The 14187-nt window shown below is 63.1% G+C and carries 14 protein-coding genes; 10 read left to right on the plus strand and 4 right to left on the minus strand.

The window, feature by feature from the left end; translation table 11 throughout:
* The first annotated feature begins 42 nt into the window (after positions 1 to 42).
* Complete coding sequence (locus RTH74_RS01385) at positions 43 to 798, plus strand: transporter substrate-binding domain-containing protein (protein ID WP_316913517.1); 756 nt, start codon at positions 43 to 45, stop codon at positions 796 to 798.
* Here the strand turns inward: RTH74_RS01385 and RTH74_RS01390 are convergent.
* Together RTH74_RS01390 and RTH74_RS01395 are read right to left on the minus strand one after the other, a co-directional pair.
* On the minus strand, positions 781 to 2178 hold the full coding sequence (locus RTH74_RS01390; RefSeq protein WP_316913518.1) for a sensor histidine kinase: 1398 nt from the start codon (positions 2176 to 2178) through the stop codon (positions 781 to 783). The two genes, RTH74_RS01385 and RTH74_RS01390, sit on opposite strands and share 18 nt — an antisense overlap.
* Positions 2175 to 2846: a response regulator gene (locus RTH74_RS01395; protein ID WP_106733155.1), complete on the minus strand. Its 672-nt coding sequence runs from the start codon at positions 2844 to 2846 to the stop codon at positions 2175 to 2177. Before RTH74_RS01395 ends, RTH74_RS01390 begins: the two co-directional genes overlap by 4 nt.
* Positions 2847 to 3114: 268 nt before the next feature.
* On the opposite strand from RTH74_RS01395, the gene RTH74_RS01400 reads away from it, so the two are divergent.
* The 5 genes from RTH74_RS01400 (at position 3115) to RTH74_RS01420 (ending at position 8455) form a co-directional block, all read left to right on the plus strand.
* Complete coding sequence (locus tag RTH74_RS01400) at positions 3115 to 4380, plus strand: OprD family porin (RefSeq protein ID WP_316914301.1); 1266 nt, start codon at positions 3115 to 3117, stop codon at positions 4378 to 4380.
* Positions 4381 to 4412: 32 nt separating this feature from the next.
* Positions 4413 to 5393: a tripartite tricarboxylate transporter substrate binding protein gene (locus RTH74_RS01405; protein WP_316913519.1), complete on the plus strand. Its 981-nt coding sequence runs from the start codon at positions 4413 to 4415 to the stop codon at positions 5391 to 5393.
* A gap of 90 nt (positions 5394 to 5483) precedes the next feature.
* Positions 5484 to 5927, plus strand: a complete 444-nt coding sequence (locus RTH74_RS01410) for a tripartite tricarboxylate transporter TctB family protein (RefSeq protein ID WP_106732948.1) — start codon at positions 5484 to 5486, stop codon at positions 5925 to 5927.
* Between the two features lies 1 nt (position 5928).
* Positions 5929 to 7449 carry a tripartite tricarboxylate transporter permease gene (locus tag RTH74_RS01415; protein WP_316913520.1) on the plus strand — a complete coding sequence of 507 codons (1521 nt, stop codon included), beginning with the start codon at positions 5929 to 5931 and terminating at the stop codon, positions 7447 to 7449.
* Positions 7433 to 8455, plus strand: coding sequence for an AbrB family transcriptional regulator (locus tag RTH74_RS01420; protein ID WP_316913521.1), 1023 nt, complete (start codon positions 7433 to 7435; stop codon positions 8453 to 8455). The genes RTH74_RS01415 and RTH74_RS01420 overlap by 17 nt, the downstream gene beginning before the upstream one ends.
* Positions 8456 to 8603: 148 nt before the next feature.
* Here the strand turns inward: RTH74_RS01420 and RTH74_RS01425 are convergent, their stop codons facing one another.
* The gene (locus RTH74_RS01425) at positions 8604 to 9485 is read right to left on the minus strand and encodes an RluA family pseudouridine synthase (RefSeq protein ID WP_316913522.1); all 882 of its coding nucleotides are present in this window, start codon (positions 9483 to 9485) and stop codon (positions 8604 to 8606) included.
* Between the two features lie 126 nt (positions 9486 to 9611).
* Between RTH74_RS01425 and RTH74_RS01430 the strand changes: the two genes are divergently transcribed.
* Positions 9612 to 10283, plus strand: coding sequence for a hypothetical protein (locus tag RTH74_RS01430; protein ID WP_316913523.1), 672 nt, complete (start codon positions 9612 to 9614; stop codon positions 10281 to 10283).
* A gap of 59 nt (positions 10284 to 10342) precedes the next feature.
* Here RTH74_RS01430 and RTH74_RS01435 read toward each other — a convergent pair whose 3' ends face one another.
* On the minus strand, positions 10343 to 11272 hold the full coding sequence (locus tag RTH74_RS01435) for a LysR family transcriptional regulator (protein WP_099522060.1): 930 nt from the start codon (positions 11270 to 11272) through the stop codon (positions 10343 to 10345).
* Positions 11273 to 11388: 116 nt separating this feature from the next.
* On the opposite strand from RTH74_RS01435, the gene RTH74_RS01440 reads away from it, so the two are divergent.
* The 3 genes from RTH74_RS01440 (at position 11389) to RTH74_RS01450 (ending at position 14062) form a co-directional block, all read left to right on the plus strand.
* Positions 11389 to 12153 (plus strand): 3-oxoacyl-ACP reductase family protein, encoded by a 765-nt coding sequence (locus tag RTH74_RS01440; protein WP_420713103.1) that lies wholly within the window; start codon positions 11389 to 11391, stop codon positions 12151 to 12153.
* A gap of 68 nt (positions 12154 to 12221) precedes the next feature.
* Complete coding sequence (locus RTH74_RS01445) at positions 12222 to 12833, plus strand: NAD(P)-binding domain-containing protein (protein ID WP_316913524.1); 612 nt, start codon at positions 12222 to 12224, stop codon at positions 12831 to 12833.
* A 17-nt stretch (positions 12834 to 12850) separates the two neighbouring features.
* Positions 12851 to 14062 carry an MFS transporter gene (locus RTH74_RS01450; RefSeq protein ID WP_316913525.1) on the plus strand — a complete coding sequence of 404 codons (1212 nt, stop codon included), beginning with the start codon at positions 12851 to 12853 and terminating at the stop codon, positions 14060 to 14062.
* The last annotated feature ends 125 nt before the right edge of the window (positions 14063 to 14187 follow it).

Here is a 14187-nt window from a genome sequence, read left to right on the forward strand (position 1 = left end):
AATGCCTCTACACTCGAGCCATTCGCTTGAGGAAGTAGAGCCATGCGTTACGCATTTCTCCTGCTCGTCCTGATGCTCGGCAGCGCCCAGGCCGCCGAGCAGGTACGCCTCACCAACGGCGAATGGCCGCCGTACCTCGGGGAAACCCTGCCCCACCATGGCGTGGCCTCACGCATCGTCGCCGAGGCATTTGCACTGCAAGGCGTCGAAGTGCAATGGGAATTTCACCCGTGGGCACGCTCGCTGAAAATGGCCGAACAAGGCACGCGCGACGGCAGCGCCGTCTGGCTTGCCAACCCCGAACGCGAACAACACTTTCACATCAGCGAGCCGGTGGTCGAAAGCGGCTACTACCTGTTTCATCGCAAGAGCCACGCGTTTGACTGGAACGATGTCACGGATCTGCGCGGCCTGCGCATTGCGGGTACCCGTGGCTATGACTACGGCGAAGCCTTTCAACGTGCCGAAGCCGCCGGAGAGCTCGAGGTGGTACGCCTGACCGGTGATGAACAGGGCCTGCGCCAGTTGCTGGCCGGGCGCATCGATGTGTTTCCCGTGGACAAGGTGGTGGGCTTCGACCTGCTCTATCAGAAATTCAGCGCTGCCGAACGCCAGCGCCTGAGCTTTCATCGCAAGCCTCTGCGCAGCGACAGTCTGCATCTGCTGCTATCGCGCGAGGTGCCGGGCAATGACGAACTGATGCAACGCTTCAATCGTGGCCTGAATCAATTGCGCGACAGTGGCAGGGTTTCCCAGTACCTGCTGGAGATTCAGCAGCCGCTAAGCCTCAGCCACTGATAACGGAAACTCGACACGTACCCGCAGGCCATGCGGCTGCGCTTGATGCAGGCTGATACGAGCCTGATGGGCGCGACAGATCTCACCAACGATGGCCAAGCCGAGGCCTGCGCCATTGCCGAGGTTGCTACGTCGATAGAAACGCTCGAAAACCTTCTCATGTTCGGCCTCGGGAATACCCGGACCGTCATCCTCGACCTCGAGTACAGACGGCGCCAGTGCGCGGATGATCAGGTTGCCGCCGGCCGGTGTATGCGCCAATGCGTTATCCAGCAGGTTATTCAGTAACTCGTTGAGCAACGTCGGTTCACCATCGATCCACACCGCCTGGTCAGCCTCCAGCGCCAGCGCGACACCACGGGCATGAGCCAGTGGCGCCATGGCCAGCCCCAGTTCACGCGCCAGCTGACTGAGATCGATACGCTGAGCACCGCCTTCGGTAATGGCTCGTGCACCGCTCTCGATACGCGCCAGCGACAGCAACTGATTGGCCAACGAAGTCAGACGATCACCTTCCTGCGCCACCTGCTCCAGAGTGCTGCGCCATTCCTCAGGCTGATCGGCGCGCAAGCCCAGGGTGATGCGCGCTTTCAGCGCCGCCAGCGGCGTACGCAACTCATGCGCTGCATCGGCAATGAACTGTGACTGTCGCTCGAATAGCCCCTGCAAGCGCTCATTGAACTGGTTCAGCGTTTCCACCAGCGGCAGCACCTCACGTGGCAGCCCGCCGTCCGGCAGCGGCTGCAGGTCATCGCTGGCCCGCTCAGCCACTTCCCGACGCAGTGCTTCCAGCGGCCGCAGGGCCAGATTCACCGCCAACCAAACCAGCAGCAGCGCGCTGACCGACAACAACCCCATGCGCCACAAGGTACCGATCAACAGTTCGCGGGCCATGCGCTCGCGTGCACCCTGGGTTTCCGCCACGCGGATTTCGGCGATACCGTTTAGCTGCGGCTCGCTGACTGGTTGCAGAAAGCTGACCACGCGTACGCCCTGATTGCGGTATTCGGCGTCGTAGAAGTGGGCCAGCGCCGGATAATCGTCAGTACGTGGCGTGCCCGCTGGCGCTGGCGGCAGGTCCTCATAGCCGGAAACCTGATTGCCCTGCAGGTCGAGCACTTGGTAGTAGATGCGTCCGGCGCTGTCGTAGGCAAAGGTATCCAGTGCCACATAAGGAATATTGGCGAGCAGCCGACCGTCGTCGGCATAGAGACCATCGGCCACCGCACGCGCCGATGCCAATAGCGTTCGGTCATAGGCGGTGTCAGCTGCGCGGCGCGCACTCCAATAGGCACTGAAGCTGCTCAGCAGCAGGATCAGCGACAACAGCACCGCCAGACGCCGCAGCAGACGCCCACGCAGACTGACACCACGACTCATGCCTCGACCGCTTCCAACAGGTAGCCGAGACCACGGAAGGTGACGATGCGCACGGCACTGCCCTCGAGCTTCTTGCGCAAGCGGTGAATGTAGATTTCGATGGCATCCGGACTGGCATCCTCGTCCAGACCGAACACCTGCGCCGCCAGTTGCTCCTTGCTCATCACCCTGCCCGGTCTGGCGATCATCGCCTCCAGCACTGCCTGTTCACGGGCAGTCAGGCTGAGCGCTTCGCCTTTGAGACTGAAACGACGTGCGCCAAGGTCGTAGACCAGGTCGCCGCAGCGCTGCAACTGCTCGCCGCCCAGCACACTGCGCCGCAGCAGGGCTTTGACCCGAGCCTCCAGCTCGGTCAGCTCGAAGGGTTTGGCCAGGTAGTCATCGGCACCTAGATTGAGGCCATGCACGCGGTCTTTCACTTCGCCACGTGCAGTCAGCATCAGTACCGGCAGGGTCTGGCCGCGGTCACGCAGGCGCGCCAGCACCGCGAATCCGTCCAGGCGTGGCAGGCCGATATCGAGGATTGCCAAGGCGTACTCTTCGCTGCACAGCGCAAGGTCAGCGGCAACGCCATCATGCAGAACATCCACAGTCCAGCCGGCGCCCTTGAGCGCCTGAGCCACGCTTTCCGCCAATTGCGGATGGTCTTCGACCAGCAGAATCCGCACCGCCACCTCCAACTGCAGCATCGTTAAAGGCGCGCAGTGTAGCGCCGCCACGGCTGCTGTGAATTGCTCAAATGCCAAAGCAGCATCTGTTTGCCCGCTCACGTGACCTGCCGGAACGCACCATCGCAACGCCATAAAAATCTTTCTTTCATGAAAGCCTAGTGAAAGCTTGCCCTCATAGCATCGTTACAAGGTGGCTCGATCCACCTGCTCAAGCGACCTGGCAGTGGTGCCAGGTGGCGACAAGAACAATAACGGAGACCACATGATGCTCGCAGCCTCACGCCAGGCACTGCCGCCTGTCCGCCTGCTCTGCCTGGCCATCGCCGCTACCGGCGCTGCCCCCCTCGCCAACGCCGCCTTCATCGAAGACAGCAGTGCCAGCCTCACCGCTACCAACATCTATTTCAATCGCGATTTCCGCGAAGGTTCCGGCCAGAACAAACGTGAAGAATGGGGTCAGGGCTTTCGTCTCGACCTGCAGTCCGGCTTCACCGAAGGCACCGTCGGTTTCGGTGTCGACGCCATGGGCCTGCTCGGCCTCAAGCTCGACTCCGGTCGAGGCCGCACCGGCACCGACCTGCTGCCCGTTCACGACGATGGCCGCTCCGCTGACGAATTCAGCCGCCTGGGGCTGACTGCCAAGGTCAAGGTCTCTGCTACCGAATTCCGTTATGGCTCGCACGTTCCGGAGCTGCCCGTGGTCAAGGCCAGCGACAGCCGTCTGCTGCCGCAGGTATTCGAAGGTGGCTTGCTGACCTCTTCAGAACTCGAGGGCCTGACCTTCACCGGTGGTCGCCTGGACAAGGTCATCGACCGCGCATCCACCGACGAAGAGGACATGGTGCTCAACAGCAAGAACCGTCGCTTTGCTGGTGGCATCAGCGCAGACCATCTGGACCTGGCCGGCGTCGACTACAAATTCACCCCGGGCGTCACCGGCCGCTACTACTTCGCCGATCTGGACGACATCTATCGCCAGCACTTCCTCGGCTTGCTCACCAGCCACAAGATCGGTCCTGGCACCCTGAGCAGCGATCTGCGCCTGATCTACAGCAGCGACAGCGGCGCGGCCAAGGCCGGCAAGGTCGATAACCGCGCCATCAACGGCATGGTCAGCTACGGCCTGGGCGCACACAAATTTGGCCTGGGCTTCCAGGACATGAGCGGCGATACCGGCTTTGCCTACATCGATGGCAGCGATCCGTTTCTGGTCAACTTCGTGCAGATCAACGACTTCGCCAACGCCGACGAGCGTTCCTGGCAGGCCCGCTACGATTACAACTTCGCCAGCATCGGGGTTCCCGGCCTGACGTTTATGACCCGCTACATCCGTGGTGACGATGCCCGCATCGCCGGCTCCGACGACCGTGGGGGCGAATGGGAACGCGATATCGAGTTCAAGTACGTAGTGCAAACCGGCCCGCTCAAGGACCTCTACGTACGCGTGCGCAACGCCAGCTTCCGCTCCGACTTCGCCCGCGACGCGGACGAGAACCGTGTCATCGTCGGCTACACCCTGCCGATTTGGTAAACAACAACAAGACTCACGAGGAATCATTCATCATGAAATCCGTACTGACCCGCGCCGCACTGGCGACTGCCTGCCTGGCCTTCGCCAGCCAACTGCTGGCCGCCGAACCAAAGCGCCCCGAATGCATCGCCCCGGCCAAGCCCGGTGGTGGTTTCGACCTGACCTGCAAACTGGCCCAAAGTGGCCTGAAAGACGAAGGCCTGCTCAAGGCGCCAATGCGCGTCACCTACATGCCGGGCGGTGTCGGTGCCGTGGCCTACAACGCCGTGGTCGCCCAGCGCGCCAAGGACCCAGGCACCATTACCGCCTTCTCCTCGGGCTCGCTGCTGAACCTGGCACAGGGCAAGTTCGGTCGTTATGACGAGAACGCCGTACGCTGGCTGGCCGCAGTCGGTACCGACTACGGCGCAATCACCGTGCGCGCCGACTCTCCGTACAAGAACCTCGACGACCTGGTTCAGGCCCTGAAGAAAGATCCGTCCAGCATCGTCTTCGGCGCCGGCGCCACCATCGGCGGCCAGGACTGGATGCAGACCGCGCTGATCGCCCGCCTGGCCGGGATCGAACCGAAGAACCTGCGCTATGTTGCCTTCGAAGGCGGCGGTGAAACCCTCACCGCCATGCTCGGTGGCCATGTACAGGTCACCAGCAGCGGCCTGGGTGAAGTCACCCCGCAACTGGAAGCGAAGAAAGTACGCATCCTCGCCGTGCTCTCCGATGAGCGCCTGCCGGGCAAGCTGGCCGAGATCCCGACAGCCAAGGAGCAGGGCTACGACATCACCTGGCCGGTGATCCGCGGTTTTTACATGGGCCCGGAAGTCAGCGACGAGCAGTTCAACTGGTGGAAACAGCAGTTCGACACCCTGCTGGCCAGCGAAGAGTTCGCCAAGCTGCGTGAACAACGCGACCTGCTGCCATTGTCGGTTACCGGTGATGACCTCGATACCCTGGTGCACAAGCAGGTTGCCGAGTACAAGACCCTGGCCAGTGAATTCGGCCTGATGCAGGAATAAGTGCATCGACAGGTTCGGCGTCGCCCGACGCCGAACCTGTAGTTGAGCGCCTCGCCGCTCGATCCTGTCCCAACGCAAGAGACCACTGCTATGTACGTTCGCCTGTTCGCTGCGATCTGGCTGCTGTTGTGCGCCTTTCTCGCAGTCATCGCCTGGGGTTTCCAGGCACCCTTCGCCTACGACCCTGTCGGCCCGAGGGCCTATCCGCTGCTGCTGCTGGCATTGATGGCTGCTGGTGCCGCCTGGCTGATATTCAAGCCGGGTCCGCAGACCGAGGCGCTCAGCCGCCAGGCGCTGCAGCGTGCAGGCCTGTGCATCCTGACCCTGCTGGCCTACGCCCTGCTCTTCGAGCCCCTGGGCTTCGTCCTGAGTACCGCACTGGCAACCTTCGTTCTGGGCTTGCTGTTCACGGGTCGTGTGCTGCCGTGCCTGATTAGCGGCGCCCTGATGGGTGTGCTGCTGTATGCATTGTTCGATTATGCGCTAGACGTTCCGCTGCCACTGGGCGTGTTCGAAGCGTTGGTGGAGAGCTGAGATGGAAACATTACATTTTCTGATGCAGGGCTTTGACGTCGCCACCCGGCCGACCAACCTGCTGGTTGCCCTGTTCGGTGCCTTCGTTGGCACCATCGTCGGTCTGCTGCCGGGCCTGGGCCCGATCAACGGTGTCGCCCTGCTGCTGCCCTTGGCCTTCGCCCTTGGCCTGCCGCCGGAAACCGCACTGATTCTGCTCGCCGCCGTCTATCTGGGCTGCGAGTATGGCGGCCGTATTTCCGCCATTCTGCTCAACGTACCCGGCGATGCTGCCGCGGTGATGACCACCCTCGACGGCTACCCGCTGGCACGTCAGGGCAAGGCAGGTATCGCCCTGTCGCTGTCGGCAGTGAGCTCCTTCACCGGCAGCATGATCGCCACTTGCGGTGTGGTGCTGTTCGCACCGATCCTGGCGAAATGGGCAGTGGCCTTCGGCCCGGCCGAGTACTTCGTACTGATGATCTTCGCGATTGCCTGCCTCGGCGGCATGGTCGGCGACAAGCCGGTCAAGACCTTGCTCTCGGCCCTGATCGGCCTGGCACTGGCCACGGTCGGGGTCGACTCCACTACCGGGGTCTACCGCTTCACCTTCGACAGCGTCAGCCTGTCCGACGGTATCCAGTTCGTCATCGTGGTGATCGGCTTCTTCAGTGTCAGCGAAATTCTGCTGATGCTGGAAAACACCCACAACGGCCAGAAGGCCGTGAAAGCCAGCGGCCGCGTGCTGTTCAACTTCAAGGAATACTGCTTCACCTTCTGGACCATGATTCGCAGCTCGGTCGCCGGCTTCGTCATTGGCGTACTGCCGGGCGCCGGTGCGACCATCGCCAGCGCCATGACCTACATGACCGAGAAGCGCCTGGCGGGTGACAGCGGCAAGTTCGGCGACGGTGACCTGCGCGGCGTTGCGGCGCCTGAGTCGGCCAACAACGCTTCGGCCTGCGGCTCGCTGATCCCGATGCTGACCCTTGGCGTGCCGGGTTCGGGCACCACCGCAGTGATGATCGGTGCGCTGACCCTGTACAACATCACACCCGGCCCGCTGCTGTTCGAACAGCAGCCCGACGTGGTCTGGGGTCTGATCGCCTCGCTGTTCATCGGCAACATCATCCTGCTGGTGATGAACATTCCGCTGGTCGGCCTGTTCTCGCGCATGCTCAGCGTGCCGAACTGGGTGCTGGTGCCCGCCATCACCGTGATCAGCATGGTCGGTGTCTACGCAGTACACAGCACCACCTTCGACCTGGTATTGATGATCGCGCTTGGCGTGTTTGGCTACATCCTGCGCAAGCTGGATTTCCCACTCTCGGCCGTGATTCTCGGCTTCGTACTGGGTGAGATGATGGAGGACAACCTGCGTCGCGCGCTGTCGATCTCCGCTGGTGATCTGGGCATCCTCTGGGGCAGCCCGATCACTCTGGTACTGTGGGCGCTGGTAGCGCTGATGCTGGCCCTGCCGGGCATCCGCTGGATGCGTCGACGCAAGCAGATCAAGGCTGGGGCTGATGCCACTGCCTCGTGATCTTTGGGTAACGCCGCTGGCCGGAGTGGTCGGCGGTTATCTGGCCAGCCTCGCCGGCTGGCCTTTGCCGTGGATGGTCGGTTCCTTGCTGGCGGTCATCGCCGTGCGCTGCCTGGCCGACCGCCCCTTCAGTGAACTGCCGGGCGGGCGCAAGGCCGGCCAATGGTTGGTGGCCAGCGGTATCGGCCTGCATTTCACCAGCGACGTGCTGGAACAGGTGCTCAGCCATCTGCCGGTCATCGTCATGGGTGCTTTCGGCACGCTTCTGCTCAGCCTGATCGGCATCGCCATCCTTCGCCGTGCCGGCGTAGACCGTGCTACCGCCTTCTTCGCCAGCATGCCTGGCGGCGCCAGCGAGATGGTCAATCTGGCCCTGCGTCACGACGCGCAACCCGCACGTGTCGCTGCGGCGCATAGTCTGCGCCTGCTGCTGGTGGTGCTGCTGATTCCGGCGCTGTTCACCTGGGGCCTGCCCGATGTCAGCGCGCCACCTCGCGCACTGGTGGACTGGACCTGGTTAGCCGGTCTGCTCGCCGCTGGTGCTGTGCTGGCAGTGCTCTGGGGACGTCTGAAACAACCCAACCCCTGGATGCTTGGTCCACTGGTCGCCTGCGCCGTGGCCAGTGCCAGTTTCGACCTGCATCTGGGCCTGCCGCAAGGCATGGGCCAGCTTGGCCAATGGCTGATCGGTTGCGCCCTGGGCTGTCACTTCGACCGCGCCTTCTTCCGCAGCGCGCCAGGTTTTCTCGCCCGCGTGCTGGCCTTCACCCTGCTGGCGATGCTCGCCGCTGCCGCACTCGGCGAAGCCCTTGGCTGGCTGGCCGGCGAAGACCATCTGTCGTTGATGCTGGGCATGATGCCGGGCGGTATCACGGAGCTGTGTCTGACCGCCGAAGCCTTGCAGCTATCGGTAGCGCTGGTCACTGCTCTGCAGGTGCTACGGCTGTTTCTGGTGATGTTCCTCGCCGAACCCTTATTCAAGCTCTGGTGCAAGAGCCACGTTTAGCCCGCCTTGTGCGGGCTTTTTTTATGCCTCCGGCAACACACGGTGGAAGACGCTTTCGGCTCTGGCATCCTGCTTCGCTCTACCTCCTGCATCCATGCAGTCGTAGCGGCGAAAAGCTCGCGGCTGAAGCCCCTCCCACGAGCGGAAGCTACCACTGCAGCTGCAATTCGCTCTGGAACTCACGCACTTGACCATTGACCGGGTCGACGAAGCGCAGACCGCGCGCCAGCAGTTTGAGTGGTTTGCTGTAGTCATCCGGCTGATTACGTGACTCCAACAAATGCGGATAGAAATCGTCGCCGACGATGGGCGCACTGAGCCCGGCCAGATGCACGCGCAGTTGATGCTTACGCCCGGTTACCGGCGACAAGCCATAACGCCACAGTTCGCCGCGTCGTTCCAGCACCTCGATTCGCGTTTCGCTGTTGGCCTCGCCAGCGACTTCCTGCATACGAAAGAACGGCTCGCCATCAACCATCCGTGAACGGTGCAGGTAGGGAAACTGCAGCTGCGGTAATGCAGGGGCGATGGCCTCGTAACACTTCTCCACCGCGCGCTGGCGAAACAGCGCCTGGTACTGGCCGCGGCTGGCCGGGTTGACCGAGAACAGCACCAGGCCGGCCGTCAGTCGGTCGATGCGGTGGATCGGCACCAGATCTGGGTTGCCGGTGCGCTTGATCAGACGTGCCAGCAGGGTCTGCTCGACGTATTCACCGGCCGGCATCACCGGCAGAAAATGCGGTTTGTCGGCGACCAGCAGGTGCTCGTCCTGCCACAGCACCTGCTCGTCGAAGGGAATCGGCGTCTCGTTCGGCACCTCACGGAAATAGCGCACCTTGAGCCCGACGCGATAAGGGTGCGTGGCATCGATAGGCGCACCGGCCGCATCCAGCACCCGACCGCGCGCCATACGTTGCAGCCAGGTGGCGCGGTCGATGGCGGGAAAGTGATCGCACAGGCAATCGAGCACCGTCGCCCAGTGGCCCTGGGGCAAATGAAGCGTGCTGGGGCGCATGGCGGGGTTGGGCATTGCAGAAGCTGCTCGACGGCTTATGAAGGGGCGAATTAGGCCGTACTCGTGCGGCTCAGTCAAAGCAAACGGCTTGAGCCAGGGTCGCGCTGTGGCTATGGTGGCCGCTCGTATCTGGAGAGACTCATGTCCATCACCCGCTCCCTACTTACCAGCGTCGCCCTTCTCCCGCTCCTGGCCGCCTGCCAGGTCTACACCGGCAAGCCGGAAGGCCCACCGCCGGCGACTCGCTTGCAAGGTCAAGTCCAGGTCGAAAATGGTCAACTGGTGTTCACTCCCTGCCAGGAACAGCGTCGCTTCGTGCTGGTCGATGGCGACACCACCGGTATCGAGCGCGAAGTCATGCAACTTGGCAGTGATAGCCAGGCCAGCCTGTTCGCCGATCTGGCCGGGCGCCTGGGCGGCAGCCAGGGCAAGGGCAGCGATGGTCGCTTCGAAGTCAGCCAGATCTATCGCCTGCAAGGTGAAGGACACGGCTGCGACGACCTCAACTTCAAGCGCCTGGCCCTGCGCGCCAGCGGTAACGAGCCGCTCTGGCAAGTGGAAGTCGGCAGCAAGGGCCTGGTGCTGAACCGCCCTGATCAAGAGCCGTTGGCCCTGCCTTATCTGGAGGAACAGCTGCCGGACGGTCGTCTGAGTTTCAGCAGCGAAGCCAACGGTCAGCGTCTGGATCTGTGGGTTGCACCGCAGCGCTGCGTCGACGGCATGAGCGGCGCGGTCAACCACCTCCGCGCCGAACTGCGCCTCGACGGCCAGGTGCTGCGTGGCTGCGCACATTTCGGCGCCATGCGTAACTGAGCCGCGCCAATGCCGGTGCCCCCGCCAAGCGTCACCGGCATGGATCGCTCAACGGGGTGCTAGCCCAAACTTCCGGCGAAACGCCGCGCGTAATCTTCCCGCTCGAAGACCTCGACCACGAAGTCGATGAAGCTACGTGTCTTGCCCGGCAGCAACTGACGGCTGGGGTAATACAGCGACAACGCGCCGGCATCCGCCCACCAGCGCGGCAGCACCCGCACCAGCTCGCCCGACTCCAGCCAGGGCAACACATCGGGGACAGCAAGCATCGCTACCCCCAGGCCCAACCGCGCAGCCTCGCGCACAGCAGTTGGATCGTTGACCACCACAGTCTCACGCATCGTCGCGATCACTTCATCGCCCTGTGCGTTGCGCATGTTCCAGGTCCGAATACGACCCGACGACAACGAGCGCATGACGATGCAGTCCAGTTCGATCAGGCCTGATGGATCGGCTGGCAACCTGTGCCGAGCCAGGTAAGCGGGAGAGGCAAAGGCAACGACGTGCAGCGGCGCCAGTGTGCGGGCGACCACGCCGCTGGCCAGCTCGAAGCCACCGCCAATGGCGGCGTCGTAGCCCTCGGAAATCAGGTCGACCGTACGGTTCTCGAAATGCCATTCAGGGCGAACGCGGGGATAGCGCTGCAGGAATTCGGGTAACAACGGCAACAGGTAACCGATCCCGAAGGATGGCGCCACGCTGATCTTGAGCACACCGGCCGGCTGACCATCATCGGCTGATACCGCTGCAATGGCGTTCTGCAAGGACTCCAGATTGCCGCTAACCGCGGCCAAGAACGACTCGCCCGCCTCGGTCAGCGTCAGCTTGCGTGTCGAGCGCTGGAACAACCGTACACCCAGGTTGCGCTCCAGCATGGCGACATTGCGGCTCACCGCTGCAGGCGTCAGAGCAAGACGACGTGCAGCCGCCGAGAAGCTACCGCTCTCGGCACTGCGTACGAATGATTCCAGGTTGGCTAATGTCTCCATAGACCGATCTTAAACAGATACTTGAAGATAATCCAAATGATTAGCTACTAATCAAAGATGAATGAAAACGCGATAGTCACTCCACCGAATGTCTCGGCAATCAAACGGAGTGAACCATGAGCAACGTAATTTCTTCCCAACCCCTTCCGCTGGCCGGCAAGACGGCTCTCGTAACAGGCGGCTCTCGCTCTATCGGCGCAGCTATCGCCAAACGCCTGGCCGCTGACGGTGCCCAGGTTGCATTCACCTACAATGGTTCGCCCAAACTGGCTGAAGAAGTCGCGGTCGAAATCGAATCGGCGGGCGGTCGAGCGCTGGCGATCCAGGCTAACGCAGCCGACCCCGAGGCCGTGCGCGCCGCCGTCGCGAAGACGGTAGAAGCGTTCGGTAGCCTCGACATTCTGGTGAATAACGCCGGTATCGCCTCGGCCAGTGCCATCGAAGACACCCGCTTCGAAGACTACCAGGCAATGCTGGACATCAACGTCACCGGCGTTTTCGTCGCCACTCAGGAAGCCGTACGGCACATGCAGGAGGGCGGCCGCATCATTCATATCGGCAGCTCCGTAACCAAATACGCGGGCGTTCCCGGGCTCGCTGCATACGGCCTGACCAAAGGCGCCGTAGCCGGTTTCAACCGCAGCCTGGCGCATGACCTGGGGCCACGCGGGATCACGGTCAACAGCGTCCACCCCGGCCCGGTGAGCACCGACATGAATCCGGCCGATGGTGAGATCGCCAAGCTGCTCACCCCGCGCATCGCATTGGGTCGTTACGGAGAGTCGACCGAGATCGCCAGCCTCGTGGCCTTCCTCGCCAGTCCGCAGGCTTCGCTCATCACTGGCGCAGACATTCACGCCGACGGTGGCTTTACCTCCTGAAGCGCTGTGGGGCCGGCCACAGGCCTGCCCCGCAGACGCCACGACCAATTTCAATAAGGAACCTGCTCATGAGCACGTCCCCATCCATCGGCATCATCGGTGCCGGTCGTATCGGCGCGGCCTTCGCTCGCGCCCTGGCGCGTCGGAACATCCCGGCAATCCTCGCCAACAGCCGTGGGCCAGAGAGCTTGCAAGGCCTGGTACAATCCATCGGCCCGAGCATCCGTGCCGGCACCCGTGAGCAGGCGGCAGCACAGTCCATCGTGCTGGTCGCGGTGAACTGGTCGAAGCTGCCAGCCGCACTGTCCGGGCTTGCCGACTTCGCCGGGCGTGTCGTCATCGACAGCAACAACCCGATCGAAGCGCCGCTGTTCAATCCCATCGATCTGCATGGCCGCACCTCAAGCGAGGTGTTTGCCGACCTGGTGCCGGGCGCCCATGTAGTGAAGGCGTTCAACCACTTGAACCCCAGACTGCTCATCGCCGATCCCGCCGAGCGCGGCGGCCGGCGTGTGCTGTTCCTGGCCGGTGACGACAATCACGCAAAAACCCAGGTCATCGCACTGATCGATGAGCTGGGCTTCGCCGCTATCGACCTTGGCGAGCTAGCCGAACGTGGGCGCCTGACGCAATTCCCCGGTGGGCCGTTGCCCTCGCTCGAACTGGTGCAGTTCGGCTGAGCTACCGGGAGACGAAAATGAAGGATTCCATCATGCCCCATACCGATTCATCTGCTGCTGACACCCGATCCATGTCTGCTGCGTGGTGGGCCGTCATTTCTCTTGCCCTGGGCGCCTTCGGCCTGGTCACGGCGGAATTCCTGCCGATCAGCCTGCTGACGCCGATGGCCGCGGACCTGGGCGTATCCAACGGTGCGGTGGGCCAGGCCATCACCGCCACCGCCGTGGTCGCCGCATTCGCCGGACCACTGGTGGTGCTGTTCTCGGGCCGCCTGGATCGACAAAAGATCGTCTGGGGGCTGATGGGCATGCTGGTGTTCTCCTGCATCCTTTCGGCCTATGCCTCGAATATCACGGTGCTGTTGATCGCGCGTGGGCTGCTGGGCTTCGCCCTCGGCAGTTTCTGGGCCATGATGGCTGCGCTTGCCCTACGTCTGGTGCCCCCGGACAAGGTGCCGCGTGCCATCTCGATCATCATGATGGGCATCTCGCTCGCCACCATCTTCGCTGCCCCGCTGGGTGCCTACCTGGGAGAATTGTGGGGCTGGCAGGCAACCTTCCTGGCCGCGTCCGGTATTGGCGTGGTGGCGCTGGTGATTCAGATGCTGACCCTGCCCAAACTGCCGGCCGCGGCAGCTCCGGGCCTGGCGTCCTTCAAGGCAGCGCTGACGCGGCGTGCGGTCGTCGTCGGCATCGGCACCGGGCTGCTGGTCATTTCCGGGCACTTCGCCGCGCTGACCTTCATCCGCCCCTTCCTCGAGGAGGTTCCCCGCCTGGATGTCGCGACCGTTTCGCTTGCCTTGCTGGCCTTCGGTGTCAGCGGCTTTTTCGGCAACCTTGCCGGCGGCGCCGTCGCCGCGCGCAGTCCGGCCTGGGCTGTCAGCAGTTGCTCGTTCCTGATCGCTGCCGTTGCACTCACGCTGATCCTGTTCGGCACACAGGCCGACGTTGCCTTCGTCGCGATTGCGCTGTGGGGCTTCGCCTTCGGCGCCTTTCCGGTATCGATCTCGATCTGGAACGCGCGCGCCGCCGCCGATCACGCGGAAAGCGCTGGCGCCCTGCTGTCATCGACCTTCCAGGTCGCCATTGCCGCAGGTGCGGTTCTAGGAGGGCTGATCATCGACAGCCTCGACTCGCAAGCCGTGATCGTCTATGCCGCGACAGCAGCCTTCGCGGGCGCAGCCCTGATGTTCATTCGGGGGCGCGCGATCGAACGCCAGCGTAGCTGAGCCCGTACTGGCGCAGCGTTCAAAACATCATTCACCTACGCTCAACGGAGCAAAGCCGTCAGTCGTTCGAGATTGCCGGCCTCCTCCATCCGGGCAGCGAATCCCGTACAATCGCGCCCCTTCTT

Origin of the sequence: Pseudomonas sp. zfem001 (assembly GCF_032621725.1) — a bacterium.
Lineage (GTDB): Bacteria > Pseudomonadota > Gammaproteobacteria > Pseudomonadales > Pseudomonadaceae > Aquipseudomonas > Aquipseudomonas sediminis.

What these genes read in the sequence shown, in the direction of transcription:
- RTH74_RS01385 (WP_316913517.1), top strand. Translation starts at nt 43, where the DNA reads ATGCGTTACGCATTTCTCCTGCTCGTCCTGATGCTCGGCAGCGCCCAG.
- RTH74_RS01390 (WP_316913518.1), bottom strand. Translation starts at nt 2,178, where the DNA reads ATGAGTCGTGGTGTCAGTCTGCGTGGGCGTCTGCTGCGGCGTCTGGCG.
- RTH74_RS01400 (WP_316914301.1), top strand. Translation starts at nt 3,115, where the DNA reads ATGCTCGCAGCCTCACGCCAGGCACTGCCGCCTGTCCGCCTGCTCTGC.
- RTH74_RS01405 (WP_316913519.1), top strand. Translation starts at nt 4,413, where the DNA reads ATGAAATCCGTACTGACCCGCGCCGCACTGGCGACTGCCTGCCTGGCC.
- RTH74_RS01410 (WP_106732948.1), top strand. Translation starts at nt 5,484, where the DNA reads ATGTACGTTCGCCTGTTCGCTGCGATCTGGCTGCTGTTGTGCGCCTTT.
- RTH74_RS01415 (WP_316913520.1), top strand. Translation starts at nt 5,929, where the DNA reads ATGGAAACATTACATTTTCTGATGCAGGGCTTTGACGTCGCCACCCGG.
- RTH74_RS01420 (WP_316913521.1), top strand. Translation starts at nt 7,433, where the DNA reads ATGCCACTGCCTCGTGATCTTTGGGTAACGCCGCTGGCCGGAGTGGTC.
- RTH74_RS01425 (WP_316913522.1), bottom strand. Translation starts at nt 9,485, where the DNA reads ATGCCCAACCCCGCCATGCGCCCCAGCACGCTTCATTTGCCCCAGGGC.
- RTH74_RS01430 (WP_316913523.1), top strand. Translation starts at nt 9,612, where the DNA reads ATGTCCATCACCCGCTCCCTACTTACCAGCGTCGCCCTTCTCCCGCTC.
- RTH74_RS01435 (WP_099522060.1), bottom strand. Translation starts at nt 11,272, where the DNA reads ATGGAGACATTAGCCAACCTGGAATCATTCGTACGCAGTGCCGAGAGC.
- RTH74_RS01440 (WP_420713103.1), top strand. Translation starts at nt 11,389, where the DNA reads ATGAGCAACGTAATTTCTTCCCAACCCCTTCCGCTGGCCGGCAAGACG.
- RTH74_RS01445 (WP_316913524.1), top strand. Translation starts at nt 12,222, where the DNA reads ATGAGCACGTCCCCATCCATCGGCATCATCGGTGCCGGTCGTATCGGC.
- RTH74_RS01450 (WP_316913525.1), top strand. Translation starts at nt 12,851, where the DNA reads ATGAAGGATTCCATCATGCCCCATACCGATTCATCTGCTGCTGACACC.